Genomic DNA, 26,515 nt, shown 5'->3' with positions numbered 1-26,515 from the left:
ATCATACAGCGATGTTTCAGATATTCTGATGTTCGCACCATTGAACAGGTTGCTTGGAGGAGTGATTATATTACTAAGTGTCGAAGATCAAAGTTTCAACGCGGCACGTGTATTTTCTACCACTGACCGAAGGAATTAGTTATGAGCTTTGTTAAAACCCCTCAAGAAGTAAAAGAAATCGAAGCCCTGTTGGCCGGGGGGCGATTTACTACAGAGTCAGTATCCGTGGAGTTCCAAACGACATTTGAATTTCTTCGCGCTGTTTTGCCACCATGTTTCGAATTGCCAGATGAGCCTACAGCTATTGCGAACGTCTCTCGCTGGCAGAGTGCTATGTGTGGCGAATTTGATTGCGGGATGATCTTGCTCAACTGCAAATATAAAGGCCAAGCTGGTACTACTATGCTGGCGCTGTATGTAAGCAATGATATGCCGGTATCAATCGGCCGCGAAATGTGGGGCGAAGGCAAAAAAACTGCCAACTGCCAGCTTTACTTTGACGGTGATGATGCATACGGCTACGCCGAACGCAATGGCGTGCGTCTCATCGAAATTTCGGCCGAGTTCGGCCCTGATATGGGGCCTATGTCGACTAGCAATCTGGACTTTGAAATCAAAGCTCAGCCGCATGTCACGGGTATTGGCCTTCAGAACGATGTAGTGCTCAACTGCATGAAAACCGAAGAAAATTACCGGGTAACTCGATCGGGTACAGCTACTCTGAAGCTTGCCGGTTCTGTTATGGATCCTCTGGATACTATCCCTGTAGTATCGGTTGGCGCGGCGTTTTACGCAGAGGGTGAATCTTCCTGGACTGTGCCTTGGTTCGACGAGTTGCCAGACCGCGATGCCTACGTGCCTTTCATCTATGGGCAAAAGTACGACGACTTCCGTTTCTTCCCGAAAGCTAAGCGTTTTCAATAACACGTCCAGCCCCACGACTTCTCATCATAATAAGAAGCGAAGGAAAGTGTGAAATCTAAGGCCTTTGAGTTCATTCTCAAAGGCTTTTGGCACCTGAATTAAATTTCTGCCAACCTTCCTATAAACCGGAGAAAAATATGTCTAGTTACGCTCCCGCATCAGATCAAGGAAAATGGGCCGCACTATTTTTATGTTTTTTGGCAACAGTTGCGATCTTCATCCCCTACGTAGGCTACTCCACTCAAATCGTCACCATGATGACTGACCTATCCATGACATACACCATGGTAGGCACCCTCGCTTCAGCATCGGCTGTCGCAGGCGGTATTATCCTCCCATTCGCAGGCCTTTTGGTTGATCGGTGGGGCGCTAAGAAAATCACAGTACTTGGCCTGCTCGTTTCGGCAGTTGGCCAAGTAGCATTCGCATACGTACCCACGTATGAAGCCATGCTCGCATCGAGAATTTTTTTGGGTGCCGGCATTCCGCTTTTATTCATCGGGCCATATACACTTGCACTTCGTTGGTTCGAGCAATCAGGGAAAACCGGTGTCGCAATGGGTACGATGCTCGCTACTGATGGCATCGGGACATTGATTGCGCTTTACGCTTACTCTCACGTATTAAACGCGTATGGCTGGAGAGATGGTTCTGCACTAGGCGCATTAGCATTAGTTGCGATGATGCTTGTAACACTGTTTTTTTTGAAAGAGCCTAAGACTTTTTCTGAAGCAGTCCCGGCGTCATCATCTCAGTCAATGTTCAGGGATCTGTTGGCGGTCATCAAGGAGCGAAATGTACTCGTTGCGTCGGTCTTTTTGGTCGGTGTTTGGGGATCCTACGCTGTTGCGATTTACTGGGTGCCCACGATTTTGATGGAGCAAAATGGATGGAGCGAAAGTGATGCTGGACTTATTGGCGCCCTCTATCCCTTGGTCGGAATGATTTGTGCGGTTTCATTTGGATTGATGTCGGATAGATTCGGACGTCGTAAGCCGCTCATGCTGCTATCTGGCATAGGCATGACTCTTGCTTTTTTCGGAGCAGCGGCGGCACTGTCGATGAACAACTACACCCTGTTAGCCGCAATGTTACCCCTGTCCGGTCTGTTTGCGTACGGTGGTATCCCGCTTGCATATTGCCTGGCGGCGGATACCGTCGGCATTAAGCTAGCGGCAACGGCCAACGGCATCATCATGAGCATTGGCTTTCTTTTAGGCGGCGTCGTTTATCCACTTGTACTGGGTATGATCAAAGATGCTACAGGCCATTACACGAATGGATTTATTGCTGCTTCTATATCTCTGGTAGTCCTTAATATCGTTGCGACGCTATTTGCGCGCGAGCACGTATCAAGTCCTAAGCCAACTTATGCGTAAAATATAGTCGCGCACGTTCTGTGGGGGCGATGCATGTAAACGCCTGCGATGACTACGGATAGTCGCGCAGGCTTGCAATAGAAAAGTCCAAATTTTTGATGATGGTTTAAGGATTTGGCCGCACGCGAGCAGATTTCAACATCGTGCGTAAAAAGAAGCAGTCTAATTAATTATACGAAAGCTTGCTTGTACTAATGACAGCTCAAGGGCGCATTAACGTCAAAGCGCAATATAAAGGGTTTGATAGTTTGCGACTACGGAGCGCGTCGTTAACAAGTAAATTTAGCTAGTTATAAAGGAACTTCTCATAGCTGATAGTTGGTGAGTGCAGCAAAACACTGTGGCCTAATTTTAATAATATATTTCCCTTGTTTTCACTAATTATTGATGCGGGAGCTCGAAATGAAAAATATTTTTCCACTGAACATGCTTGCTGGTGCGATGGTTGTGTTGACTCCGTTCAGTGTTGTGTACGCAAATGCTCAGTCTGAATCGAACGGCTTTGTCGAGGACAGTCACCTCAATCTAATCTCTCGAAATTATTACTGGCATCAAACGGGCGATCTGGGGCATCAGCGAGATTGGACTCAGGGTGAGATGTTGGATTTCACGTCTGGGTTTACGCAAGGGTTGGTGGGGCTGGGTGCTGACGCGTTTGCTTATGGCGCCGTGAAGCTAGATGGCCAAAAGGGTCGCACGGGCTCGATGATCCAGCCTTTTGACAGCCAGGGTGAGCCTTCTGACAGTTACAGTAAGGCAGGTGCTAGCGTTAAGGTGCGAATTTCAAATTCCACTTTGAAATATGGCGATTTGCAGCCGCAAGTGCCCGTTTTTGCAGTAGGGAATTATTACCTCTTGAACCAAACTGCGACAGGTTTTATGTTCGATACTACTGATGTGCCGGGGACGTCAATTTCTGCGGGCCATTTCACGTCAGGCACCGGCTACATATCTACCGCGCATGATGGTGAGCTAGGTCTAAGTTACGCTGGTGTAAATACACGGCAGGTCGACTATCTCGGCGGTGTCTATGCTTTCGGTGAGCATGCATCAGTCACGCTTTACGGATCCAGATACGAAGACCTGATGGATCAGTATTACACCAACCTTAATTACGCGATGCCTCTCTCCGATTCAAATTCTCTCACTTTCGATTTCAATTTGTACCGCAGTTTAGATTCTGGTTCGGCAAATGCCGGTGACATCAATGTCACAGCGGCGTCGATATCTGTGGCGTATGCTACAGGTGCACATACGTTTACCATTGCTGGTCAACGCAATCATGGTGATCAGCCTCAGGACTACGCCGGCTTAGGGGGGCGCAGTCCTGGGGTAAATGCAGGAGCTTTCAGTAATGGTATTTTTCTTGCCAACGCAGCAGAGATTTCCGATTTTAACGCGCCAAATGAGCAGTCGCTTCAACTGAAATATGACCTGAACATGGCTGAGTTCGGAATCCCTGGAATGACCCTTTCTGCTAAGCACGTCCGGGGCGATGATATTGACGGAACTAAAGTTGACGAAAGTTCTGCGTATTTTGGGTTCTACGGCAAGTCCGAGAAAGAGCATGAAACTGACGTTGCCGCGCAATATATCGTTCAAGCGGGGCCGGCTAAGGACTTGACGGCTAAGTTGTTCCAATCTTGGCACTCTGGCGATGACAGCGTAGGTGGCCACGTAATGCAAACTCGTCTAGTCCTCTCCTATCCGTTGGCAATTTTCTAAGATTTACATCTAAAAGTCGCAGGGACTGGGCGATGCTCAAATCCCTGCAATGCAGCTTGACTTGTAGGTGCGATCACGTCAGCCGCGTTAACACGCGTAGTACGTAACCACCGTCTATTCGACTCGAATAAAACGAGAGGTTTGCCCATGGAAGTGATTGACCAGCAAAACAATCAGCCTATAACCAAGAGCGCTACTGCAATCGAGAGTCGGTCTATAGACTATGTTCCACTCTCTGAGCGTCATGGGCGGTTGTCGGATCAAATGACGATCTGGTTTGCGGGTAGTGCTCATCTACTTAGTTTGGCCACTGGTGCTATCGGTATCACATTAGGTTTGAATTTAGCCTGGACACTGATCGCATTAGCATTGGGCACTTTTCTGGGAACTATTCCGGTAGCAGCGCACGCCAGCCAAGGCCCACATCTCGGTCTGCCGCAAATGGTGCAGACAAGGCCTCAATTCGGTCGTTACGGGGCGTTGTTCATCTGGCTTGTCGCAGCGATGGTTTACTGGGGCTACATCGTTCTAGATGTGAATTTGTTGGGCGCAACATCTGCTCAGCTCAACCTGAGTTCCGCTACGGTCGGCGGTTTAGTTCTGGGCGCAGTTTCGATTGCATTTGCGATCTTTGGATATAATTTACTACATGTTGGTCAGCGCTACACGACTGTATTGCTCGTCGTCGTATTATTCATATATGTTGGTGGCCTTATATATAATGGTTTGCTGAGTGATGAGATGCTCCGGCTGGCTGGAGCTTTTCAGTTCACTCCTTTTGTGATGGTGACTTCAGCAGCGCTAGCCTATCAGTTGTCTTGGGCATTTTTCGTATCTGACTATTCACGGTACATGCCGCCGAGCACAAGCCATCGTTCGATAATTATTTGTACTGGCATGGGGGCAGGGCTAGGAGTGCTTTCCATGGAAGCCGTGGGCGCAATGTGCGCGGCGTTGTATCCAACTGCCAGCCTTACTACTGCATTAGTTGATTCTGGTAATCTTATTTATCCTGGGTTCGGCACGGTACTCCTAGTCGTGGGCGCACTTGCATTGCTCATTTTTAATGGTATGTGTGTCTACGGGGGGGCGCTTACACTAATCACAGCACTGGACAGTATCAAACCGAATGCGCCGACTCTTGGTCTTAGAATCAAGGCAATTATGGTTGTCGGATTATCGGCAACTATCCTTGGTGTTCTACTTCCAGAAGATTTTCTCAATACCACGTTTTACACAGTTCTTGCGGTATTGGCTTATCTCATGGCCCCGTGGACAGCTATTAACCTAGTTGACTACTTTTTCATTCGCAAAGGCAGATACTCAATCAAAGAAATCTTCAATCCGAAGGGCGTTTACGGTGACTGGAACTGGCGCGGTATCGGTGCTTACGTAATTGCCTTTATCGCCATGATTCCGTTTATGTATCTATCATTCTATCAGGGGCCTATTGCAGTTTACTTCGGCGGTGTCGACTACGCTTTTTTTGTAGGTATCCCAGTTGGCGCAGGTTTGTATTGGCTGTTTTGTTTAAATCAGAATCTGAGTAATGAGAATTCACTCATTGCTAAGGAAACTGGCAAGCTCGATTTGGTCGCGAAGCCGATTTTGTGAAACTAATAACGCTGAATGCGCGCCTATATACAGGCTATAGCAGTCAGCGTTAGTTTTTTATAAGGAAGTTACTCTTGAGCGCGTATTACTACCTAGCTATCGCTATATGTTCAGAGGTGATAGCCACTGTTTCTATGAAATCAGTGAAGGGTTTCAGCACTCCGTTCCCACTCATGCTGGTAATACTTGGCTATAGTATAGCTTTTTGGATGCTTATAATCGTCGTACGTACCCTTCCTGTCGGTATCGCCTATGCAGTATGGGCAGGTATGGGGATCGTAATGATCAGCGTGGCAGCGTTATTCATATACGGCCAAAAGTTGGATACGCCTGCTGTGCTAGGAATGGCATTAATTGTTGCGGGGGTAGTCGTAATTCAGCTTTTTTCCAAGTCAGCTGGACACTAGGTGATAAGACAATCCAGCCTGGAAAAAATGATTCTCAATCGAATGTTGGTCAATTGGAGTTTATCATGTCAAACGATACTAAATCCGTAGTAGTTGTCACAGGGGCTGGTTCGGGTATTGGTCAGTCTGTGGCGATAGAATTTTCCAAGCTTGGATACTTTGTTGTGGGGGCTGATCAAAATATTCTTGGATTGCAACGCACAACAGAGCTTGCTGGGGGGGAAGGAAATTTTCATTCAATTCAAGTTGACGTCAGGAATGAGTCTAATATGGAGGCTGTCTTCGCTTATGTTAAGCAAAGCAAACTTCTGTTACATGCAGTCGCCGCTTGCGCAGGTGTAGCGCGGAGCGGGGTGGTTGACACCCTATCTGAAACCGATTGGGACTTCACAATGAATGTCAACGTGAAAGGAGTTTGGCTCACCGCTAAGTATGCTATGCCCATTTTCGTAGCGCAGCGGAGTGGAGCATTCATTGCGATCGGCTCTGATGCATCTCTACGTGGCGCTTCGGGGTATGGTGCTTATTGTGCCTCCAAGCACGCAGTACTAGGGTTGGTTCGGTGCCTGGCGCTCGATTACGGTCACCTTGGTGTACGCTCCAATATTGTGTGTCCTGGATTCGTTCAAACGCCAATGATGGATAAGTTGTTCGAAGAGGCGGCTGACCCTGCTGCGGAAATGAGTGCTTACGCGAAGGAAGTGCCGCTTGGACGATTTGCCCTTCCCTTGGAGATTGCCAAGGTGATAATTCATCTGGCGTCTGCAGAATCTTCATATACCAATGGCGCAATCTATTCCATTGACGGTGGCGTTACGGCCGGGCACTTTGGCTAATCCTCACCTGACGAGGCTCTCCGGCAGTGCTGTCTCATCCTGCTTCAGGGACGCCTCTCTATAAAAGCATTTCGCGCTGGATTTATCGGTGAGTGCCGGCAACGCTTTTGTAGAGCTGCGCATGTCCCTGGAGCATCGGATGATTAAAAGGGTTGGGCAAACAGTAATCAACGCTTTGCATATGGCTTCCTGTCATTGCGGAGCTGTAGTGCTTGAGTTGGCGCTGCCTAATGGCATCGTTGACCCCAAGCGTTGTAATTGTTCACTTTGTATCCGAAAAGGCGCACTGATGGGCACCGTTCCGCTGACAGGTATACGCGTGGTAAAGGGAGCGGAGGTGCTCAAGGCCTATCGATTCCACACTAAGATCGCAGTCCACTACTTTTGCTCAGAATGTGGAATCTATACTCACAATATCCGCCGTTCTAACTCGCTAGTATGCGGGTACAACGTTGGGTGCCTTCATGGCGTCGATCCGACATTGCTGACTGACGTCGGGCTTAGTAATGGATCCGCTCACCCTCTCGATAGATAACTAGGTCTGGAATCGGATTCCGGCACGAATCTAGTACGGGTATGTGCGACAGGTTCTGCAAAGGGGGCGCGGGCCAAGGCAACTTGTGTGAAGTCGGTTTTCGTAGCAGCTGAGATCAGAATTGGGCTCATAGTTGATCCTTAGGATTTGTCTTCAAGGCCCGCCGGTGCAAAGCCGGCAAGAAACTTGTCCAGTATCGACGCCGATCCACCCTGAAATTCGGCCATTTCCTTGCGGACTACGGCGCTACGTACCAGTTGTCCGCCCAGGAATCGAAAAGGTTCGACAGGAAATGTGCGAGTGGTGCGATTGACCAGGCTGCATTGTGACCACTCGTCATTACGGTTCAGAGCCAAGCTCGCCAGTATGCGGCCACCCAGACGACTCGGGCCAACGCCATTGCCGCTCCAGCCAATGCCGTAGTGAATGTTCGGCGCATCCTTCAAATTACCGAATACCGGCAAGCTGTCGTATGTGCGATCGATGGGCCCCGACCAGCTGTGCGTCAGTCTGGTTTGTTTTAGATTTTGATACGTGCGTCTGAAGTCAGCCTCCGTCAGAAGTATCCCTTCGGCATGATAGCTAAAGACCTCATTGATCTTCGAGCCGAACGAGAGTGTTCCGGTGCCTTTCCCAAAAGCGATTCGTCCATCGGTGGTGGTGCGGTAATAGTCCACGAAGAGCTGAGAGTCAGTGATCGATTGCCCACCGCTCCAACCCATTTCAACGAGTTCTTCTGGAATGGGTTCGGTGACGACGATCGAGCTACCCACAGTCGCTATCTTCTTTGCAAGTTCTGGGATGGCGGAAGACCAGGCATTGGTCGCTAACACCACTTTAGGGGCTATGACAGTTCCGTTGCGTGACTTCAGTTGTACCAAATTCCCTGGGATAATTTCTTCAACACCGCTGCCTTCCATAATCTCAACGCCAAGTTTCAGCGCCACGCGGCGCATTCCTCGGGTGAGAGCAGCCGGCTGAACAGTAGCGTTGCTTTTTTCAATGACACCCGCCAAATGTGAGCTCGAACCCGTTAGGCGTGCAATCTCCGATGGAGGCAACCGTTCGAAGGGCGTAGCCCCGAGACGGGCGCACACTTTAAGAGTGCCTTCCCAGGCGTCTACATGAGCGCGGCAGGTTGCAGTCCATAGCCACCCGGCCTGCTGGTATGCCGCGTTGATATCGTGTTCTTCGCAGAAATCGCCGAGTTCATAAATCGCTTTTTCAGCTGAATGGGCGAGAAATAGCGCTTGGTCGTCGCTGCTGAAGGAAAGTAGCGACTGGATCTTTGGCCACCAAGACATTACGAAACCGCCATTTCGTCCTGAAGCTCCGCCCCCACATACGTCTTGCTCAAGGATGACGATTTTGCAGTCCGGCTCGTGCTGCTTGATGGTCAACGCCGTCCAGAGTCCTACAAATCCACCACCGACGATCGCAACATCAGCGTGTTTCAAACCATGAAGGGGGTTCTCTGCCTGTACCGAGGGTTCAGCCTGCTGCATCCAGAAGCTCCGCTTGAGCGGTGCGGTTGCTTTTAGTTTCATTTCACACCTCACATTGCGCACACAACGGAATGTAACGCACATACATATATCTTCGGCGGAGACCAAATTGGCATTGAAAGCTCTCCTAATAAGGATCTCCCAGGCGTGCACAGCCCGTGAATGACAATGAAAGTTCATTCATGGATAAATGCGTAGGTCTTAAGAAATGGGTGTTACTGTCGAACTTAACTTACAGCGATGAGCCACCGTTAACTCCGATGATTTGCCCAGTGATATAACTGGCATCCTCAGAAAGTAGAAAAACTGCAGCAGCAGCAATTTCTTTGGGATCTGCTTCGCGACCCAATGGAATGTTGGGAATCCAGCTTTGACGAACTCCTTCCGGAACCGCCTCCAGCATCGGTGTGTTTGTCGATCCCGGAGCGACTGCGTTAGCACGAATACCGTGGCGCGCATGCTCAATAGCAACCGTCCGGGTAAAGCCTACCAAGCCTGATTTTGCAGCAGCATAATTAGACTGTCCGAACGCTCCCCAACGGGATTCAGACGACAAGTTCACAATGGAGCCGCCGTTGTTTTTCAGGTAAGGCACCGTCAATTGACATCCCAGCCAGGCGCCCCGGAGATTGACATCGATCACTAAATCCCAATCCTCATCACTCATTTTGAGTAGAGTGCTGTCTCTGGTTACTCCGGCGTTGTTGACCAGACCATCGATCCGATGAAACCGGTTCACTACCTCCAAGAGAGCGCCTTTCCATTCGTCTCGCTCAGCCACATCAAGACCGACAGCCAAGGCGTTTCCTCCTTGGGAGGTAATCTCAAGAGCGACCTTTTCTGCGCCGGATTTGTTTCGGTCGGCAACTACAACGTTTGCCCCTTCCTCGTGCAAGCGCAGGGCAATGGCTCGCCCGATGCCTTGAGCTGCTCCAGTGACTATGATGACTTTATCCTTGAGCCCACGCATCATTTCGATCCTCCGATCAAATATTTGTTGTAGCCTTCTTGCACGATTTCACCGTCTGCGTTGGTAATCGAAACCGACACCTCCACGACGCCTCGATTAGGATTTTTGGAGCTTGGTGTTTTGTTGGTGACGGTATAGTTCTGGGCGATTCGGTCGCCTGGCATCACCGGCTTGACCATGCGTCGTTGAGTCTCGAGAAAAGCCAATATTTTCCACTCGCCCATTTCAGGCACGGCCAACCCTTCTCCTACGGAATGGATTAGCAGGCCGTGTGCAATCCGTGACGGATACTGGGTGTTTTCGTGCACCCATTTTTCGTCCATGTGGAGAGGATTGAAGTCGCCGCTTAAGCCCGCGAAATTAACGATGTCCGTTTCTGTAATGGTTCGACCGTTGGACTGATACGTTGCGCCAATCTGGATGGCATCGAATGTCACTTCCATTTCAAACCTCGGTAAAGCAGGGCAGTGTCAGGTTAGGGTGGACTTCGCGGAAAACTACTTTCAACGGTATGTCGCACGCGAGTCGCTCTTGCGGCACATCTACAATCCACGCGGTCATGCGCACGCCTTCTTCAAGCGTGACTACGCCAATGACAAAGGGCGCCAAAGCCACGAACTGTGGATGAACCGAGCGGTGTACGGTTGTGTACGTGTAAAGCGTCGCTTTTCCCGATGCCTCGATCCATTCGGGCTGTACTTCGGGAAGTCCCACCAGGTGAGCACGTGGGTAGAATTGGCAGGATCCGGTCACTGGATTTCTCTGAATGAGCAGTTTTCCGTGCTTGACCCCTTCAAACCACACAGATGAGATCGAGTCGTACACTGGCAAAATCTCTTGGTTGTGCATTACGCGTCCCTCCCGAGAATCAGGGTGGCTGCGGCAGAGAGCCAGCCACCAGTTCCGTTGACAAGGCAAAGTTCTGGAGAGACGAGTTGCACCCCGGGGCTCTCACCACGTAATTGTCGAACAGCCTCGATAATTGCGTACATGCCGCGCCGGCCGGAATGGTTAGAAGAGAGGCCACCTCCGTCGGTGTTGATAGGCAAGCGGCCAGTCGGACTAATGCCCCCAGAGCTTACAAAATTCCCTGCCTCGCCTTTAGGAACAAATCCGAGAGCCTCCAGTGTGAGTGCAACGGTGATGGTGAAGGAGTCGTAAATCTGGGCCACGCGAATGTCTTCAGGGGACACTCCGGCACTTGCAAAAGCACGTCGACCGGAATGTTCCGCAGCGGTTGTGGTGAAGTCGGCCATTTGATTCATCTGTGTATGGCTGATGGCTTCACCAAAGCCCAGAACTGTTGGCCCGCCGCGACGAGTGTGCTTTGCGCGGTCGCGAGAGGTAACGACGATTGCCCCACCGGAATCGGTCACGACGCAACAATCCAGCTTGCGAAGCGGGCTTGAAATCATTGTGGACGTCATTACATCGTCAATCGTTATGGGGTCGCGATACATCGCATGGGGGTTGTTGTGTGCGTTGGCCCGAGCCTGAACAGCTATATGTGCAAGTTGCTCGGGGCGCACGTTATGGTCGTGCATGTAGCGGGTTGCGGCCAGGGCGTAAGCCGAGATCGTCGACATGCCGTAAGGGACTTCATACTGACCGGGCCCGGTAGGGCCTGTATTGAAATCCGAAGCGGGCAGTGGCCAGGAGCGTCCCGAAGACGCGTAACTGATCACAACCACTTCACAGAGCCCAGCCTGAATAGCCGCGACGGCGTTACCGACGTGATTGAGGGGGGCGGCACCACCATTGTCGGTGCTGCACACCCAGCTTGGTTTAATGCCTACATACTCCGCTACTTCCAGGGCACTCAACTGCCAGCCGGCTTCAGAGGGAAAGGTTGCGGTAGTAGCAAAGCCATCTACGTCCTCTAGGGAGAGCCCCGCGTCTTCCAACGCCCCGGCGATGACCTCGGCGTGAATCTGGTAGGGATGAATTCCTGGTGCTTTGCGTCGGGGAGATTCGAACGCTCCGACTATGCAAGCTTTACCACGGGGGAAATTCTCGATAGGCATGGCTGTCCTCAGAAATTATCCGCGACGATTAGTCGTCATTGTCTTAATTGCGATGATCGTAATCACGATCAGAACTGGCGATATAACGGTGGCTGCGACAGCAGAGACGGCAGGTGTAATACCGCTCTTTAAGAACGAGTAGATCGCAACTGGTAGTGTTTTATCGATGTCTGTCTGGAACATCGCGAGTACCGCTTCGTCCCAGGACGTAACGAAAGAAATGATCATTGAGCCAATCAGTGCCGTGGTAACGCTGGGGACAACGACAGAGAAAAATGCGCGCGCGTTACCGGCGCCCATCGTCCAAGCTGCCTGTTCCAGAGAGATGTCTACAGCAGATATGGCGTTGCCTAGAACGAGGAATGTCAATGGCATGCATAGGACGGTGTGGGCGATGACAAGACCGAGATCGGTACCGATGAGGCCTGTCCTGTTCTGCACGTCAAATATGCCGATGCCCAACAGAATCACTGGCACAATCAACGGCGTGATAGCTAGAATTTGAATGGTCGATTTAAGCGTTCTCGAGCCTGTACGGGTTGCAACACGGGCCAGAGCTAAACCGCAACCAGTGGCGCAAATCGCAGTCATGAACGCAACGCGTACGCTCTTAAAAAATGACTCTTGCCAAATTTCGGAAGTGAATATTTCATGGAACCACTTTAGGCTGAAACCTACAGGCGGAAACTGTATTTGCATGCTTTCGGTGAACGCCGTTGGAATAACTACTAGCAACGGTAGGATCAACATAATTAAGTCAATGACAAGAACGCTTAGGCACAAAGTCGTCACTTTGGTGAGCTTGAGCGGTTCTTTAGCGGTTGCTCCTCTGGATCCTTGTTGGACAGGGGAGAGCATGCCCCTTCCGCCGATGCGCAAAGCGAGCATGTACCCCAGTACCGACACCAGCAGCAGAACAATTCCCATAGCGGCCGCCTTGCCCCACTGGTAGACCTGAACTTGCTGCTGAATGAACACCGGAATCGTGATGTTCTGCGGGCCACCCAGAATGGCAGGTGTTAGGAAGAAACCCAGGGATAGGACGAACACAATCACGCTTCCTCCCAACAGTGCGGCTTTCACCTGAGGGAAGTAGATGTCGAAAAACACCCTTTTCTCCGACGCGCCCATGGTACGTGCGGCGGTGAGGAGCGATGTGTCAATGGAGCTCATTGCTGACACCAGGATGAGAATCATGTACGGCAACAAATAGGCAACCATGCCCACGATGGTCGCGAAGGCGTTGTACATTAGAGGAAAAGGCCCGACGCCGAATGCCGACGCAATCGAATTTACGATGCCTTCATTGCCCAAGATGGTCGTGAAAGCAAAAAGCCTGACGATGATCGAGACCCAGAACGGCATTAGGATCAGCACCATCATCAATGATGACGCGCGCTTGGAAAGTTGAGAGATCACGTACGCTGCCGGGAAGGCCAACGTGACGGTCACCGCCGTGGATATCCAAGAGAGGTTCAGGCTCTGAGCCACGACTTGCCGAAGCAATTCATCTTGCATCAATGCTAGGTAGTGTCCGAAGTAAAAGCCTTCGAAAGCCGCACGGCCTTTCTCATTCAGACTACGTAAAAGCACATTGAACAATGGCCAAAACAGCGCAAAAAAGCTGATCACTACAGGCAGGCCCAAAAGGCTAAGCCTGGTGAGCGCCGAGCGAGGCTTTGCCATGGTAGAGACGATTGTCATCTCATTGCCCTCAACGCTGTACCAGCGGAATCCGATAGGCTAGGCGAGTCAGCCGAGCGAGGTATTTGCGCGTGTCGCGAGGATCTATCATTTCCTCGATACCGAATCTCTCGGCGGTACGCCAAATAGAAGTCTGGGCCTCGAATTTCTTTGTGAGCTCCTGCTTGAGCGCGGCGCGCTCTTCGGGTTCCACCGCGTTAAGTTTGGCTTTGAAAGCGGCTTCAACGCCGCCTTCGATAGGCATGTCTCCCCAGGCCGCACTTGGCCATGCCAGCCGAACGCTTAATGGATTGCTGCATCCCGTGGCAACACCTCCCAAACCGTACGATCGGCGAACCTGGACGGTATAGACGGGTACTTTCGCCTGCTGGATCGCTTTGAGGGCCAATGAGCCGAACTTCAGGACTCCTGCCTCTTCAGCCTTAGGGCCAACCAAGAACCCGGGTACGTCTACGAAATAAACAATCGGTAGGTGAAAGCGGTCGCATAGTTCTACGAACTTCTGCTGTTTCAAAGAGGCAGGTACGTCTAGGGCGCCCGCCATGAAGCGACAATCAGAGGCCAGAATTCCTACCGTATGACCCTCGATGCGAGCTAAGCCAGCGCGTAAAGACCGCCCATAATCAGGTGCAATTTCAAAAAAGCTTTCCTCATCAACGACGCAGTTGATTAAGGCATGTGTATCGTAAGCATGGCGCAGGCCAGGCTTGACGATACTCAGCAAGTCGTTTTGATCTCCAGCCGACCACTTATCCTTAATGGAGGTGCGATTCCAAATGTTGTCGGGAAGGTAGCTCAGCACGCTTTTCACTGCTGCAAGCGCTTCGTCTTCGTTCGCGACCTGATTGTCGATCAACCCTGAATGACGTGTGTGAACATCGGCTCCGCCAAGGGCAAACTTGTCAATTTCCAGGCCCAGAGCTTGTTTCACTACTGGTGGGCCGCCAGCGAAGAGACAACCATTATCCTTGGTCATCACTGAGAAATGCGAAATGTTGGCGCGAGCAGCTGAGCTGCCAGCACTTGGGCCTAGTACCGCAGCGATTACCGGCACCTGCTCGAGCAGGTCGAACATAGGGAAAGTCGGATTGGCGGATTGAAGCTCGGGATATCCAATCTCATCTTGCAATAATACGGAGCCGCCGACACCGTTAATGAGCATCACAAGCGGTAGCTTGTAACCGATCGCCAATTCTTCAATGAAACCGCTCCAGCCTCCCTTGTATTTCGCTAGGTGGACACCCGTGCCTCCACCTTCGATGCTGTATTCTTCAGCACCGATTGCAACGGTACGGCCGTCAATATCGCAGATGCCGCAAATATACGTAGAGGCTAATGGAGATCCATCTTCACTCGGCGTCAGTACGAAAGTACCGAATTCGAGAAATGTGCCAATGTCGGCTAACTTGTGGATCCGTTCGCGTGCAGTCGAACGACCGTAGCGATGTTCTCGCTCGATTTTATCGGGGCCACTGCCGGCCATTGCAACCTCACGCCGACGTTCAAGTTCGTCAAGCAATTGCTGCCATTCCGGATGCATAGTTTTGGACATGGGTACTATCTCGCGCACGCAGTAAGTTGTTTGGCACAGATGAGCGCCAATTCTTTTTTGTCTACTTTTGTGGAGTTCCGGATCGGAAAGCTGTCGACGAAAACGATGCTTCTAGGTTTCTTGTACGAAGCGAGACTTTTGAGCACGAACTCAAGGATCTGCTCTTTCGTCGTAGCAATGCCATCGCGCAGAATGATTGCGGCGCAGACGCTTTCTCCCCACTCCTCATCAGGGAGGCCCACGACCGCCACGTCCAGCACTGCCGGGAAATGCCGGATGGTATTTTCGATCTCTGCTGGGTAGATGTTCTGGCCCTTGGAAATGATCAGGTCTTTGCTGCGACCAACTATGTAGATCCAGCCTTCCCGATCCATGCGAGCAAGGTCTCCAATCTTCAGCCAGCCGTTGCGTAACGTTTCAGCATCTAGCTCTGGAGCACGCCAGTAGCTTTGCATCACCGCCGGGCCTGACGTCCAGACGTCCCCAATGTCTCCGGTGGCAATATCATGGCCGGCGGCGTCCAGCAATCGAATGCTCTGGCCAGGGACGCAGCGACCAACTGAGCCAGGGTGCTGCTCAATGTCATCTCCTTCGATGAGGGTGGCCATGCCAGACTCGGTCGAGCCGTAGGAAATCATCAAATGAACATGAGGCCAGCGCCGTCGGGTTTCCGCCATCAATGCAGGAGGGCAATTTTCACCGCCGGTGTACCACCATTTCATTGATGGCAACGCCAGCGATTTTTTTGCGTCCGCTTCGATTAGCAGCCGATACATCGAGGGAAACACTAGCGAGTGAGTGACGTTCCACATCGCCACAAAATGTTCGAAACGTTCAGCTGTCCAACCTCGACTCGGCAAAATTGCAACTGTTCCCCCCTTCAAAAAGGTTGGAATCGAGCTCTCGTTCATTGCTGCCGTGTTGTACATCGGCGCATTAATCAGCATGACCGCACTGTCATCGAGGCCGCGAAATTGCGTCGCCTGTTGCATTGCAGCCCAAACGATCGCAGTACCCCTCATCGCGACACCCTTGGGTTTCCCCGTGGTACCCGATGTGTAAAGAATCATCTGAATATCGGTTGCAATGACTGTGGCGAGCTTCTCGCCTACGGTGGCCAGCTTTTCGTAAGCCTCTCCAGCAGTTGTGGTCTCCAGAGTAACTACAGTGAGCTCAAAACGGAGTGTGCTCAGCGCTTCGCTAAGGCCGCTAGAAAGTTCGGTTTCGGTAAAAACCAGCTTTGCTTCGCAATCTTGTAAAATCGATGAAATTTCATGTGGCGTCAGACGGAACCCCACCGGGACTAATGTCAGCCCTGCATAGGCGCAAGCAAAATAAAGCTCGAAAATTTCCCCTCGGTTAAATAACAAAGTAGCGACACGATCACCCTCTTGGAGCCCTAGCTCTTTTAATGACTTGGCGAGTCTTAGCGCTCTTTCTCTGAGTTCAAAGTAGGTGCGAGAGCCATGCTCCCAGAGTAGTGCCGTTTTATTGGGATCGTGCAGCGCCTGCATCCCAGAGTCACCAAGTACAGACGAGACTGTCCATCCAGGTGTTGGATTGTTTGTATCCGTCATGTCGCTGATCTCGTGATACGAATTGTATTATGAGGCCACGTTCAAACCAGCTGAGTACAACTCATCTGACGCGGATTTATTTATTAAGCGGCGAATCCAAAATCTGACTGGCGACTGCTCTCGTAATCGCAACATGATTCCAGCATCTAGCAAGGCGTGCATGCTGAGTCCGTCAGCTAATCCCACCAAATCTGCGCAAATTTGTTTAGCATCAAGCCCTGAAGGCAAGTCTCCTATGTCTTGGGCCTGGTGAATGGCCCGTGCGACAGATTTTCGCCAACCTAAAAGATAGCTCTCAACTTCTTGACGAAGCACATCATCATTCATGGCTTCAATATAAAAGAAAAAAAACATCCTGCTCAGCGCCAGTCGGCGTTTATCTAAAGGAATACTGCCTTCAAGTATTTGCTCCAGTGCTTGAAGCCCATGCAGTGTTGTAATGATTCTTGAGTTATGTTCCGCCAGAATTTCCGCTGCGCGTCGCAAACCACCCAGCAACAAATCATGACGGTTGTGAAAGTAGTGGCCAATAACACCGACCGATCGACCAGAACGCGCTGCTACTTCACGAATAGTTGCTCCCGGCACGCCGACTTCAGCAACTAAATCCAGCAGTACGTCACAGATCTGGCGACGTCGTTCTTCATGATCCACTATTTTCGGCATATCAATTTACTCTCAATTCTTAGAAATCCATCGATTGAATCGGTCGGCCAATGCTGCGATGTTTTTTGAATAATATTCAGCATCTTCATGGATAGCGGCTTTTTGGTTTTCACCCGCAACCACCCAAGGTGTTAGTGCTGCACCGTAGTCGGTAGCTTTTAGAGCTTGAATATCGGTAGTGTAAGGAATCCGTTTGACAAATTCCTTTTGTCCTTCCAGATCACTGATGAAATGTCCAATCAATGCCTGTCCTGCCTTGGCATTTGGTGCGCCCTTGGGTACTGCGTAGACCGCTTCAGCATAAAGGGAGTCTGGCCATTTGATTGCCAGCGGCGCCTTATCTTTGGTGGCTGCACCGTAGACGCGGCCGCTCCATGCTATGCCCATTGTGCATTCGCCACTTGACAACAAGCGGATAGCATCATCCCCATTCGACCACCAGATGATGTCGGACTTAATGCTGTCCAGTTTTTTCAGTGCGCGGTCTACATCCAGTGGATAAAGCTGGTCGCGGCCTACCCCATCGGCCAGCAATGCGGATTCGAGAACACCCCCGAATTGTGGGTATTTGAATAAGCAACGTTTTCCAGGAAAGCGCTTCGTGTCATAGAGGTCGCGAACAGACTCGGGGGAGGTTTGGGAAAACTTGTTCGTGTTGAAGGTAAAGACAATGCCATATCGCATGACGTCCACGCCGTAGTCGTCATAGGAGCCTTTCTCGAGTTTTTGTACATCTACTACCGCCGGATCCAATTTCTCCAGATAGCCAGCATTTCTGGCCTTGATGTAGTCCCCTCGGGTTGGGAATTCGATCATGCTCCAAGGAATGCGGCCACCACCGTCCATTGCGGCGAAGAATTTCGTCATGTCCGAATTGAAATCACCGCGAGTCTTGACCCCTGTCTCCGCAGTGAAGTCTTTGAGCACGGTTTCTTCACGGGCTCGAGAGGTGGCGCCTCCCGAGGTGTCATGCCAGACGACTGTTCCTGATAGGGAAGTTCGCACAGCATCAGGTAGTACGGCGGCTATGGCAGTGGACGCCATCGACCAAACTATCGCAGATGAAAGCGTAACTGTTTGAATCTTAGAGAAAAGCCTTTGCATGGCGCGAGTTCCTCATCAGTGGCGTTGCTTTATTAAATACAGGTGTATCAAATAAAAACAGATTTGACAATGAATATGCGTTAATTTAATACGGCTGTCTTGAAAAAATTTTTGAGGAGGCGTACAAGAGCAGAATGCAAAGGTCTCCACAAGCCTCTGCTGTCCGAAATGCTCGACCTCATAAGACAAAATAATCGGGGTATCCATGGCAGCTTCGCTATCCACGCATCAGCGTGCACTTAACCCTCTTCCAGAGGCGCAGAGCGGCAAATCAAGCGCTGTCGATTCGGCGAATAACATCCGTGTCGAAGGCGTAGGTTTGACCTTTCTCAATGGCCATGTCGGTCTGAAGGCTACAAGTCTTGAGATTAATGGAGGTGAGTTCTGCACGCTGCTGGGGCCATCCGGTTCGGGGAAAACCACACTTCTCAGAACGATTGCGGGATTGATCGCGCCGACCACTGGACAGATTTTTATCGGGAAGAGCGAGGTGACGAATCTTCCTGTCCAAGCCCGCAATATTGGATTCGTGTTTCAGAACTACGCGCTGTTCCCCCATATGAACGTTGCGCAGAATCTTGAGTACCCGTTGAAGCTTCATGGTTGGACTTCGGAGGAGCGAAGCAAGCGCGTTAAAGAAGTACTGGAGCTTATTGAGCTGTCACACGTGGCTGAACGTTTGGTTGGAGAGCTCAGTGGCGGTCAGCAACAACGCGTTGCTATTGGGCGTGCGCTGGCATATCGGCCTTCTCTCCTGCTTCTTGATGAACCGATGGGGGCGCTGGATAGGCGGTTGCGCCAGCAGTTGGGAGCCCAACTTCGGGAGATTCAGCAGCGAACCGGAATCACGGCGGTCTACGTGACTCATGATCAAGAGGAAGCTTTCATTCTTTCCGACAGGGTCGCGATCATGGAGCAAGGAAAGATTCTCCAATACTCCTCTCCCAGCGACCTGTACTTTCGGCCCTCTTCTCGTTTTGTTGCCAAGTTTCTGGGGGAGGTGAATCTGCTTGAGGTATCCAGCCTCCGCCAGACTCCGGAAGGTGCAGTGGTGGAAACTGCTTTCGGCCCCATTCCAGTTATCTCGCCTCCCCAGGTAACCGAGAATGCTGCCCTGACTGTCGTGGTGAGGCCAGAGCATTTGATGTTTTTGACTACTGCGCAAGCGCCGTCTGACTGCATCACTCCAATCCAAGTAATGATAGAAAAGGAGCTATTTCTCGGAAGCAGAAGCCTAGTAACCGTTACTGGTTATCCGGCCAAACAAAAGCTCCTCGTCGAATGCACCAAAGCTCAAATCCCCCCGCCTGACCAGCCGACATGGGTCACCTGGAAGCGCTCCGCTGCAGTGTTGGTTACGAATTAATAAAAAATTGGAGATAAGTGTGAAAAAAATACTGATTGCGAACCGGGGCGAAATTGCTTTGCGAATCATCCGCGCGTGCCGTGACGCGGGTTATGTCTCCATTGCCATTGCATCAGAAGCCGACACAAAAGCGCTGCATGCACTTGCCGCAGACGAATTGCATGTGTTGAGCGGAACATCCCCATTGCACACCTACCTGAATCAGGAGGCAGTTCTTGAAATCGCGAAGCAATCTGGTGCAGATGCAGTGCATCCTGGCTACGGGTTTTTGTCAGAAAATGAGCAGTTCGCCGCTTCGGTTGAAGCAGCAGGTCTGATTTGGATCGGCCCTTCTGCGAAGGCGATCGCAATGCTTGGCGATAAAGTCGCAGCGCGAAGTGTCGCCAAAAAAGTCGGCGCGCCCTTATTACCTTCCTACGATGAGGCCCACCTAACATTGGAAACTGCTCAATCGTTCGCTGCTCAGCATGGCTTTCCAGTAATCATCAAAGCGCAGAACGGAGGCGGTGGTCGTGGCATGCGGATAGTTCGTACGCCTGAGGATCTAGAGCCTCAACTGGCCGCTGCAACGCGCGAGGCGAAGATCGCGTTTGGAAGACCCGAGTGCTTCATTGAGCGCTACGTGGAGCACGCCCGTCACGTAGAGACTCAGTGTTTGGCCGATGCCTTCGGCAATGTATTGGTGTTGTCTACTCGTGATTGCACACTTCAGCGTCGGCAGCAAAAACTTGTCGAGGAGGCGCCGGCTCCTTTTTTGAGCGAGCAGCAGATAGCCCAGTTGACCGCTTCGTCAGTCGATATCCTTAAGGCGGTGGATTATCGGGGAGCCGCTACCTGCGAGTTTCTGATCACGCAGGACGGCGCGATCTTCTTCCTCGAGGTCAACACGCGTGTACAGGTCGAGCACCCGGTTACCGAGCAAGTCACAGACATAGACATCATCCGGCAAATGTTCAACATCGCAGAAGGCAAGAAGCTTGATATAGAGGTACCGCAGCTTCGCCGTCACTCCATCGAGTTTCGTATCAATGCCGAAGATCCTTGGGCGGATTTTGCGCCTATACCTGGCAAGATCAGGGCTCTTCGATTGCCAGGCGGCCCAGGGGTGAGGATTGATTTTGGTTACGCGCAAGGGGACACAATTCCGCCTTATTACGACTCTCTCATTGGCAAGCTGATCATTACGGGAAGTGACCGAGCAGATGCTCTGCAGCGCGCCAGGCGAGCGTTGGCAGAGTTTGCTGCCGTGGGTATAAAAACAATCGTTCCTCTACATCGAGCGATTCTTGAGCGAGCTGAATTTTCGGCGACCCAGGAGTCGGACTTTACAGTACATACCCGATGGATTGATCAGGAGTTAAGTGGGCTTTGCGCCGAGGCGAAAGCGTTCGAGCAATTCACTGTGCTTGAAACGGACGAACAGGGATCATTCGGCACGACCTACCAGGTTCAAGGTGCAGCACAAGAGGAGCTGCCAACCTACACCCACGGTGTCCATGCACCGCTTTCCGGAATGATTTTGGATATATGTGTCAACGAGGGCGACATGATCCAGGTAGGTGAAGTGGTTGCGATTATGGAGTCCATGAAAATGGAGCAGGCTATCATTGCAGAGGTTGCCGGTGTGGTGGCCAAAATCAATGTTGAAAAAGGCGCATTCATTGAGATGGGCGCTGACATCATGGGAGTAGATTGATGAGCGATTCTTCACTACTGAATGTTGCTAAGGATGATGCACCGCAACTCTCAGCAATGCAGACGATGGTGATCACCGTTCCAGACGAGTGGATTGACTACAATGGCCATATGACGGAATGGCAGTACTATAAACTCTTTGCCGATTCTGGAGATGTGTTCCTCAGGGCGATTGGTTTCACCGAGGATTATCGGCATCAAGGCTATAGCTTTTTTAATGTCCAGGGTCAGCAGCGCAACCTGCGCGAATGTCGAATCGGAAGCGAGCTGGCAGTGTATTCAGAGATCATTGGCTTCGATGATTTGAGGCTGCACTTGTATCAGTACGCAGTGGATATCGAACGGCAAATCACTGTCGCAACCGGTGAACATATGCTGCTCCATGTTGATACGACTGCACGGCGAGCTGTCAAAATGGAACCTTGCATGTATCAGGCGGTGTCCGAGGCATTTGCCAAAACCCAGCCTAAGCTAGCCCCCAAGGGCGTAGGACAGCCGTTCTTCAAAATAGCCTGACTTGCTTGGATCGCGCTCCCAAAAGTGACGTCGTCGGGGGCGACCAAATTGTCCGGAAAGCATGCAGAATGGATTCGTCTCACAAATCCTAGACTGGTTGGGTGCTGATGCCTCAGATGATTGAGGCTTCATGCTAACCAGAACGTGACTCATCAAACCGAGGGCCGCCATAAGCAGCGGCTGTAATGTGAGCGCCGACGCCGATCCGCGTTGCTTTTTCAGGATTGAAATTGGGGCCAGTCGTTAACTTTCTGCAGTCAGGCGCGGAGTATCTGTTTCCGGCTCGTTCTTGGAGGGTGCGAATCACCTCATGGGAAATTGCACCGTACCTGACCACCCGTTTGCATGCCAGCTGACCAGGTGTTTGCAAAGAATTTGACCAGCACAGTTCGAACCCTCGACCGGCTGAAGTCGGCCGATTCTGTCGAAAAAGTCGGTTTTCTCAAACTGCCAGAATACTGATCGGCGAGAGCATCTTTTTTGTGCGCTGCTACGTGAAATCTGAAGCCCAATACCCCTGCGCCGATTCTAGATTTCAATCTCAGGCGCGTACTTTTCTGCCGTGAAAACCACCCCCGACTTTTTCAACAGAATCGGCCCTAACCAGGCAGTCAGATTACGGCGGCGGTTGTTAGCAGCCTCAACTTCTCGGCGCCATAACCTAGCAATACCTCACAGTCATCACTGACAAATGCAATGTTGTCCCGGTTGACGACGAACACCGTATCCAGCATCAAGTGGATCAATTTTGGATAGAGCGCTCGTAAATCAACGGGCATGAGCTTCAGTGTCCGGTTTCAGATATCGCGATCCTAAGCGTGATGGGAGACGGCAAGTAATCCCATTCGATTTGAGCGTCATCGGTTGGCCTACACACTTCCCAATTCATCAATGAGGGGTATTTTCCCCCATTTGTTGATCGACGTGCCAAACGCAACGGCTCGGCAAAGGTGCCGGGCCATAGAGAGCCGTGATTAGACGAACGTCAGGACAGCGTTGAACACCAGTGCCGCGACAAAGCCAAGAGGCGCTGCGCGAAACAGCAGCTGCTGGAACAGTGAGCTGCGGCTCTGCTCGGTGGTACATGAGCCCAATATCAAGCTGCCACCCGAGGAGAACGGCGAGATTGAGGTGGCTTGAGCGCCCACGACGATGGCCACGAACAGGATCATCGGATCGAGCCCCAGCGTCGTGGCAAGCGGTGGCACCAACGGGAACAGCGCCGGCGTCACCACCCCCAACGTGCTGGAGAACAGCGACATGAACGCCGCCACCACACCGAAGACAATCGGTACCATGATCGGCGAAATACTACTGCCCATCCACGATGCCAGCAAGCCGATTGTCCCGGCTTTGATCGCGACTGAGATCAGCATTCCCACACCGCAGATCATGATCAGCGTGCCCCAGGGCACGGACGCCATGGCCTTGCGTTCGTCGCCCAGTTTCAGCAAGAGCGCGATCACCGAGAACAGGCTGGCGATCAAGCCGATGTCCATCTTCGAATTGATGTAGCTCACCGTGGTGTTGCCCGGGAAGAGAATTTGCGCGATGGGCGCCGCCAGCACGATCACCATCATCGCTAACGTCAGCCACAGGGTGATTGTCTGCTCGCGGTTCAGCGGCGTAGGCACGGCGACCGCATAAGCGGACGCCTTCATCGCCTTTCCATGGCCGGTGAGAAACACCAATACCGAGATCACCATCAGCGGTATCACCAGGGTACTGGCGAAAATCGCTGCCGCGTTGATGAAGGCCTCGTTTTCCGGGATGCCGGCATTGACCATCAAACCACGAAAAATGATACCGCTCTGGCTGGAGACGAAGTTGGCTCCGCTCAAGGCCCCATAGTTGACCGCCATGCCGCCCGTGATCAGGCTCATCCCGGTGCGCTCACACAGCAGCAGAGTGATGGGCGCCATGAACGCCAGCACTGTGTAGTAGCCCGCCCCCATCGCCGAGATGGTGGTTGCCGTGAAGAAGACCGCGAACGGCAACAGTTGAGGCATCGACCGGCATCGATAAATCAGATGCTCCGCCAGTTTTTCAAGCGTGCCATTGACGGTGGCAAAACTGTAGAACAGGCAAACCGAGAAGATGATGAAGAAAATCTTCAGCGGCCACATGCTGATGACTTCGGACGGGCTCAATCCCATGCCGTAACAGCCGATCAGGTAAGCAAAAGCGATGGCGAACAGACCGATGTTGATTTTGGTCTTGTAACCCAAGGCGACGGCGACAACGATTGCCGCGACGACGAGCAGACTCATCATGATGGAAGTCCTATTGTTGTTATTGATTGTTCAGCGGGAAATGTCGAAGCCAAACAGCTTCGCTGGGTTGTCCTTGAGCACATGCGCCCGCTCGGCCGCGTCCGGCAGCAAGCCTTCGAGGAAAGCCACTTGCCGGGTATAGTCCGTCTGCTGTTCAAACTGAGTGTTGGGCCAATCGCTGCCCCAGATTAGTCGCTGGAGACCGCCACACGCGTCGCGCACCAGCCCCAGCGCATGCGATGCCTGGGCAAGATCGGACTGACTGCGGTACGCGGCGGACAGCTTCAGCCACACCCCGTCATCGCTCAGCAACTCAAGAAACGCCAGATGATCGGGGTTCCCGGAATCGATGCCCCCCGTCGGCAGGCCGAAATGATCGATGACCACGGTCACACCACAGGCCCTGATAGCCGATACGATCAGCGCCAGGTCATCGATGCCGCGCTGAATTTCCACTTGCCATCCCCGCAGCGCCAATCGGTGGAACAGAGCGATCCAAGATGGGCCGCTGTAATCCGCAAGCGCCTTACCAATGAGATTCAAACGAATGCCGACCACACCGGCTTCGGCCAATTCGTCCAACTGGGTTTCGCTGACGTCGACATCCACCACCGCCACCGCACGCAAGCGCTGCGGATAACGACGCAACGCGTCGAGCATGAAGTGATTGTCGGTGCCCAGGAAGCTCGGCTGAATCAACACGCCGTGTGAAAAGCCATGGTGATCCAGGTGATCCAGGTATTGCTCCACCAAAGCGTTGTAACGTGGGCTGTAGCGACGGTTGGCAATCATCGCCAGATCCTGGCGGAAGATGTGGGCGTGCGTGTCCACACCAGTGAAGGCAGGCGGGTGGAGGCTGGTCATAAACAGATAACCCCGATCGTTTGTTGTTATGGAAAATCACCTGTAGCCCTTGAGAAATCAGGGACTGTGGCCTAGTTGGCCATCGTCAGCAGGTATATAGAAATCCTAAATTCATATATATGACTGGATCACCATATATTCAGCGATGGATATCTGTCAAACCTCCCTCAGGTGATAAAGTGGCTCAGTCTGCCGAAAAGGATTAAAAGAAAATGAACGCCTCTACCCTCGGATACGACGAGCGCCTGCCGCTCTATCAGCGCCTACGAGAAGAAATGCTCGCCAAGATCGCCACCGGCGAATGGATGCCAGGCTCGCCCATCCCCACGGAAGCCGAGCTCACCAAACACTATGGTGTGGCCATCGGCACGGTACGAAAGGCGGTGGACACGCTGGTCAATGAAGGCCTGCTCCTGCGCAGCCAGGGCCGTGGCACCTACGTACGCCGCCCTAACTTCGATGGCTCACTGGCGCGATTCTTCAGGCAAGTGAATGCCGCAGGTGGGCGCGACATACCGACCAGCCGCATCTTGGCAAAGAACCGGCAAAAACCTTCACAGCCAGTGGCAACAGCACTGAAGTTGCGGGACGACGAAGACGTCGTGCACTTAGAACGGCTGCGGATGGTTGAAAGCCGCACACTGTTTCACGAGGATATCTGGCTCCCCATCACACGGTTCGGCGTATTGCTGGACATTAATTCCGAAAGCTTCGGCAAACTGCTCTACCCGTTTTATGAAACCCAGTGCGGCCAATGCATCGGCTCGGCGACAGAGACACTCACCGTGGAGCAAGCCGACCGGGCCATCGCCAAAATCCTTTCGATCAAAGAAGGCGCCCCGGTCGTCACCATCGAGCGCACTGCCCTCGGTTATGACCGCTCCCCGCTTGAATACCGAATTTCCCGGGCGGCGGCTGAGGGGTTCAGGTACCAGATCGATATCTCATGAGCCCAGTGGCGGGATTACGCTGGCGGGCCCACCTGGCCCATAGCTTACGTGGTACTGCTGGAAATATCGGAGCGAGCGCGGTGACTCAGGCTGCCGCTGAGCTCGAGCAACTTTGCCAAATCGGTTCGACGGAGGATCAGGTAGAGGAGGGGCTGATCGCGGTGGAACGCTGCTTAGCACTGTTGGCGCTGATGGGATTTTGAACCAGGGTCAATAGCGTATCAGCGCCAACACCAAGACAACGGCGGTAACCGCCGGGCTTAGTTCACGACAGCCGTCCCGCGAAGCGGGCACACTATCGAACAACGAAGCTCTGCTTCGCAACGATC

At 52.0% G+C, this 26,515-nt stretch carries 23 protein-coding genes and 1 pseudogene; 11 read left to right on the top strand and 13 right to left on the bottom strand.

Annotation, left to right across the window (positions count from 1 at the left end; translation table 11 throughout):
• Positions 1-141 precede the first annotated feature (141 nt).
• The 6 genes from ACI77H_RS14780 (at position 142) to ACI77H_RS14755 (ending at position 6,885) form a co-directional block, all read left to right on the top strand.
• Positions 142-924: an acetoacetate decarboxylase family protein gene (locus ACI77H_RS14780; protein WP_407012537.1), complete on the top strand. Its 783-nt coding sequence runs from the start codon at positions 142-144 to the stop codon at positions 922-924.
• A gap of 137 nt (positions 925-1,061) precedes the next feature.
• Positions 1,062-2,303: a nitrate/nitrite transporter gene (locus ACI77H_RS14775; protein ID WP_407012536.1), complete on the top strand. Its 1,242-nt coding sequence runs from the start codon at positions 1,062-1,064 to the stop codon at positions 2,301-2,303.
• A 402-nt stretch (positions 2,304-2,705) separates the two neighbouring features.
• Positions 2,706-4,028, top strand: coding sequence for an OprD family outer membrane porin (locus ACI77H_RS14770; protein WP_407012535.1), 1,323 nt, complete (start codon positions 2,706-2,708; stop codon positions 4,026-4,028).
• 147 nt (positions 4,029-4,175) lie between these two features.
• Positions 4,176-5,642: a purine-cytosine permease family protein gene (locus tag ACI77H_RS14765; protein ID WP_407012534.1), complete on the top strand. Its 1,467-nt coding sequence runs from the start codon at positions 4,176-4,178 to the stop codon at positions 5,640-5,642.
• 74 nt (positions 5,643-5,716) lie between these two features.
• Positions 5,717-6,049: a DMT family transporter gene (locus ACI77H_RS14760; RefSeq protein ID WP_407012533.1), complete on the top strand. Its 333-nt coding sequence runs from the start codon at positions 5,717-5,719 to the stop codon at positions 6,047-6,049.
• 65 nt (positions 6,050-6,114) lie between these two features.
• Positions 6,115-6,885, top strand: coding sequence for an SDR family NAD(P)-dependent oxidoreductase (locus ACI77H_RS14755; RefSeq protein ID WP_407012532.1), 771 nt, complete (start codon positions 6,115-6,117; stop codon positions 6,883-6,885).
• 675 nt (positions 6,886-7,560) lie between these two features.
• Here ACI77H_RS14755 and ACI77H_RS14750 read toward each other — a convergent pair.
• The 10 genes from ACI77H_RS14750 to ACI77H_RS14705 all read right to left on the bottom strand — a co-directional run bounded on the left by ACI77H_RS14750 (position 7,561) and on the right by ACI77H_RS14705 (position 18,522).
• A complete protein-coding gene (locus tag ACI77H_RS14750) occupies positions 7,561-8,967 on the bottom strand; it encodes an NAD(P)/FAD-dependent oxidoreductase (RefSeq protein ID WP_407012531.1) in 1,407 nt (468 codons plus the stop codon).
• A 190-nt stretch (positions 8,968-9,157) separates the two neighbouring features.
• Positions 9,158-9,898, bottom strand: coding sequence for an SDR family NAD(P)-dependent oxidoreductase (locus tag ACI77H_RS14745; protein WP_407012530.1), 741 nt, complete (start codon positions 9,896-9,898; stop codon positions 9,158-9,160).
• Positions 9,895-10,338 carry a MaoC family dehydratase gene (locus ACI77H_RS14740; RefSeq protein ID WP_407012529.1) on the bottom strand — a complete coding sequence of 148 codons (444 nt, stop codon included), beginning with the start codon at positions 10,336-10,338 and terminating at the stop codon, positions 9,895-9,897. Before ACI77H_RS14740 ends, ACI77H_RS14745 begins: the two co-directional genes overlap by 4 nt.
• 1 nt (position 10,339) lies before the next feature.
• Positions 10,340-10,744: a Zn-ribbon domain-containing OB-fold protein gene (locus ACI77H_RS14735; RefSeq protein WP_407012528.1), complete on the bottom strand. Its 405-nt coding sequence runs from the start codon at positions 10,742-10,744 to the stop codon at positions 10,340-10,342.
• A complete protein-coding gene (locus tag ACI77H_RS14730) occupies positions 10,744-11,919 on the bottom strand; it encodes a thiolase C-terminal domain-containing protein (RefSeq protein ID WP_407012527.1) in 1,176 nt (391 codons plus the stop codon). Before ACI77H_RS14730 ends, ACI77H_RS14735 begins: the two co-directional genes overlap by 1 nt.
• 15 nt (positions 11,920-11,934) lie before the next feature.
• Positions 11,935-13,623 carry an ABC transporter permease subunit gene (locus ACI77H_RS14725; protein WP_407012526.1) on the bottom strand — a complete coding sequence of 563 codons (1,689 nt, stop codon included), beginning with the start codon at positions 13,621-13,623 and terminating at the stop codon, positions 11,935-11,937.
• A gap of 10 nt (positions 13,624-13,633) precedes the next feature.
• Positions 13,634-15,175, bottom strand: a complete 1,542-nt coding sequence (locus ACI77H_RS14720; protein WP_407012525.1) for an acyl-CoA carboxylase subunit beta — start codon at positions 15,173-15,175, stop codon at positions 13,634-13,636.
• 5 nt (positions 15,176-15,180) lie between these two features.
• Positions 15,181-16,752: a class I adenylate-forming enzyme family protein gene (locus tag ACI77H_RS14715; RefSeq protein ID WP_407012524.1), complete on the bottom strand. Its 1,572-nt coding sequence runs from the start codon at positions 16,750-16,752 to the stop codon at positions 15,181-15,183.
• A 27-nt stretch (positions 16,753-16,779) separates the two neighbouring features.
• Positions 16,780-17,418, bottom strand: coding sequence for a TetR/AcrR family transcriptional regulator (locus ACI77H_RS14710; protein ID WP_407012523.1), 639 nt, complete (start codon positions 17,416-17,418; stop codon positions 16,780-16,782).
• A gap of 12 nt (positions 17,419-17,430) precedes the next feature.
• Complete coding sequence (locus tag ACI77H_RS14705) at positions 17,431-18,522, bottom strand: extracellular solute-binding protein (protein WP_407012522.1); 1,092 nt, start codon at positions 18,520-18,522, stop codon at positions 17,431-17,433.
• A gap of 205 nt (positions 18,523-18,727) precedes the next feature.
• Between ACI77H_RS14705 and ACI77H_RS14700 the strand changes: the two genes are divergently transcribed.
• From ACI77H_RS14700 to ACI77H_RS14690, 3 genes are read left to right on the top strand one after another with little or no spacing between them, the layout of a single operon-like run.
• The gene (locus ACI77H_RS14700; RefSeq protein WP_407012521.1) at positions 18,728-19,888 is read left to right on the top strand and encodes an ABC transporter ATP-binding protein; all 1,161 of its coding nucleotides are present in this window, start codon (positions 18,728-18,730) and stop codon (positions 19,886-19,888) included.
• Positions 19,889-19,907: 19 nt separating this feature from the next.
• A complete protein-coding gene (locus ACI77H_RS14695) occupies positions 19,908-21,584 on the top strand; it encodes an acetyl/propionyl/methylcrotonyl-CoA carboxylase subunit alpha (RefSeq protein WP_407012520.1) in 1,677 nt (558 codons plus the stop codon).
• On the top strand, positions 21,584-22,099 hold the full coding sequence (locus ACI77H_RS14690; protein ID WP_407012519.1) for a thioesterase family protein: 516 nt from the start codon (positions 21,584-21,586) through the stop codon (positions 22,097-22,099). Before ACI77H_RS14695 ends, ACI77H_RS14690 begins: the two co-directional genes overlap by 1 nt.
• A gap of 641 nt (positions 22,100-22,740) precedes the next feature.
• On the opposite strand, the pseudogene ACI77H_RS14685 reads toward ACI77H_RS14690, so the two are convergent.
• From ACI77H_RS14685 to ACI77H_RS14675, 3 genes and pseudogenes are all read right to left on the bottom strand, one after another.
• Positions 22,741-22,878 (bottom strand): annotated as a pseudogene (locus ACI77H_RS14685) (diguanylate cyclase); the annotation flags it as partial.
• Between the two features lie 195 nt (positions 22,879-23,073).
• Complete coding sequence (locus ACI77H_RS14680) at positions 23,074-24,372, bottom strand: SLC13 family permease (RefSeq protein WP_407012518.1); 1,299 nt, start codon at positions 24,370-24,372, stop codon at positions 23,074-23,076.
• A 30-nt stretch (positions 24,373-24,402) separates the two neighbouring features.
• On the bottom strand, positions 24,403-25,236 hold the full coding sequence (locus ACI77H_RS14675) for an amidohydrolase family protein (RefSeq protein WP_407012517.1): 834 nt from the start codon (positions 25,234-25,236) through the stop codon (positions 24,403-24,405).
• A 212-nt stretch (positions 25,237-25,448) separates the two neighbouring features.
• On the opposite strand from ACI77H_RS14675, the gene ACI77H_RS14670 reads away from it, so the two are divergent.
• Complete coding sequence (locus tag ACI77H_RS14670) at positions 25,449-26,186, top strand: GntR family transcriptional regulator (RefSeq protein ID WP_407012516.1); 738 nt, start codon at positions 25,449-25,451, stop codon at positions 26,184-26,186.
• Positions 26,183-26,389: an Hpt domain-containing protein gene (locus ACI77H_RS14665; RefSeq protein WP_407012515.1), complete on the top strand. Its 207-nt coding sequence runs from the start codon at positions 26,183-26,185 to the stop codon at positions 26,387-26,389. Before ACI77H_RS14670 ends, ACI77H_RS14665 begins: the two co-directional genes overlap by 4 nt.
• Positions 26,390-26,515: the final 126 nt, after the last annotated feature.

This window comes from Pseudomonas sp. O230 (assembly GCF_045447035.1).
GTDB lineage: Bacteria > Pseudomonadota > Gammaproteobacteria > Pseudomonadales > Pseudomonadaceae > Aquipseudomonas.
Note: the sequence above shows the minus strand (reverse complement) of the source record. Positions and strands in the feature narration are given on the sequence as shown.

What these genes read in the sequence shown, in the direction of transcription:
- ACI77H_RS14700 (WP_407012521.1), top strand. Translation starts at nt 18,728, where the DNA reads ATGGCAGCTTCGCTATCCACGCATCAGCGTGCACTTAACCCTCTTCCA.
- ACI77H_RS14720 (WP_407012525.1), bottom strand. Translation starts at nt 15,175, where the DNA reads ATGTCCAAAACTATGCATCCGGAATGGCAGCAATTGCTTGACGAACTT.
- ACI77H_RS14745 (WP_407012530.1), bottom strand. Translation starts at nt 9,898, where the DNA reads ATGATGCGTGGGCTCAAGGATAAAGTCATCATAGTCACTGGAGCAGCT.
- ACI77H_RS14680 (WP_407012518.1), bottom strand. Translation starts at nt 24,372, where the DNA reads ATGATGAGTCTGCTCGTCGTCGCGGCAATCGTTGTCGCCGTCGCCTTG.
- ACI77H_RS14780 (WP_407012537.1), top strand. Translation starts at nt 142, where the DNA reads ATGAGCTTTGTTAAAACCCCTCAAGAAGTAAAAGAAATCGAAGCCCTG.
- ACI77H_RS14675 (WP_407012517.1), bottom strand. Translation starts at nt 25,236, where the DNA reads ATGACCAGCCTCCACCCGCCTGCCTTCACTGGTGTGGACACGCACGCC.
- ACI77H_RS14705 (WP_407012522.1), bottom strand. Translation starts at nt 18,522, where the DNA reads ATGCAAAGGCTTTTCTCTAAGATTCAAACAGTTACGCTTTCATCTGCG.
- ACI77H_RS14775 (WP_407012536.1), top strand. Translation starts at nt 1,062, where the DNA reads ATGTCTAGTTACGCTCCCGCATCAGATCAAGGAAAATGGGCCGCACTA.
- ACI77H_RS14665 (WP_407012515.1), top strand. Translation starts at nt 26,183, where the DNA reads ATGAGCCCAGTGGCGGGATTACGCTGGCGGGCCCACCTGGCCCATAGC.
- ACI77H_RS14725 (WP_407012526.1), bottom strand. Translation starts at nt 13,623, where the DNA reads ATGACAATCGTCTCTACCATGGCAAAGCCTCGCTCGGCGCTCACCAGG.
- ACI77H_RS14710 (WP_407012523.1), bottom strand. Translation starts at nt 17,418, where the DNA reads ATGCCGAAAATAGTGGATCATGAAGAACGACGTCGCCAGATCTGTGAC.
- ACI77H_RS14765 (WP_407012534.1), top strand. Translation starts at nt 4,176, where the DNA reads ATGGAAGTGATTGACCAGCAAAACAATCAGCCTATAACCAAGAGCGCT.
- ACI77H_RS14670 (WP_407012516.1), top strand. Translation starts at nt 25,449, where the DNA reads ATGAACGCCTCTACCCTCGGATACGACGAGCGCCTGCCGCTCTATCAG.
- ACI77H_RS14755 (WP_407012532.1), top strand. Translation starts at nt 6,115, where the DNA reads ATGTCAAACGATACTAAATCCGTAGTAGTTGTCACAGGGGCTGGTTCG.
- ACI77H_RS14750 (WP_407012531.1), bottom strand. Translation starts at nt 8,967, where the DNA reads ATGAAACTAAAAGCAACCGCACCGCTCAAGCGGAGCTTCTGGATGCAG.
- ACI77H_RS14715 (WP_407012524.1), bottom strand. Translation starts at nt 16,752, where the DNA reads ATGACGGATACAAACAATCCAACACCTGGATGGACAGTCTCGTCTGTA.
- ACI77H_RS14735 (WP_407012528.1), bottom strand. Translation starts at nt 10,744, where the DNA reads ATGCACAACCAAGAGATTTTGCCAGTGTACGACTCGATCTCATCTGTG.
- ACI77H_RS14740 (WP_407012529.1), bottom strand. Translation starts at nt 10,338, where the DNA reads ATGGAAGTGACATTCGATGCCATCCAGATTGGCGCAACGTATCAGTCC.
- ACI77H_RS14770 (WP_407012535.1), top strand. Translation starts at nt 2,706, where the DNA reads ATGAAAAATATTTTTCCACTGAACATGCTTGCTGGTGCGATGGTTGTG.
- ACI77H_RS14690 (WP_407012519.1), top strand. Translation starts at nt 21,584, where the DNA reads ATGAGCGATTCTTCACTACTGAATGTTGCTAAGGATGATGCACCGCAA.
- ACI77H_RS14730 (WP_407012527.1), bottom strand. Translation starts at nt 11,919, where the DNA reads ATGCCTATCGAGAATTTCCCCCGTGGTAAAGCTTGCATAGTCGGAGCG.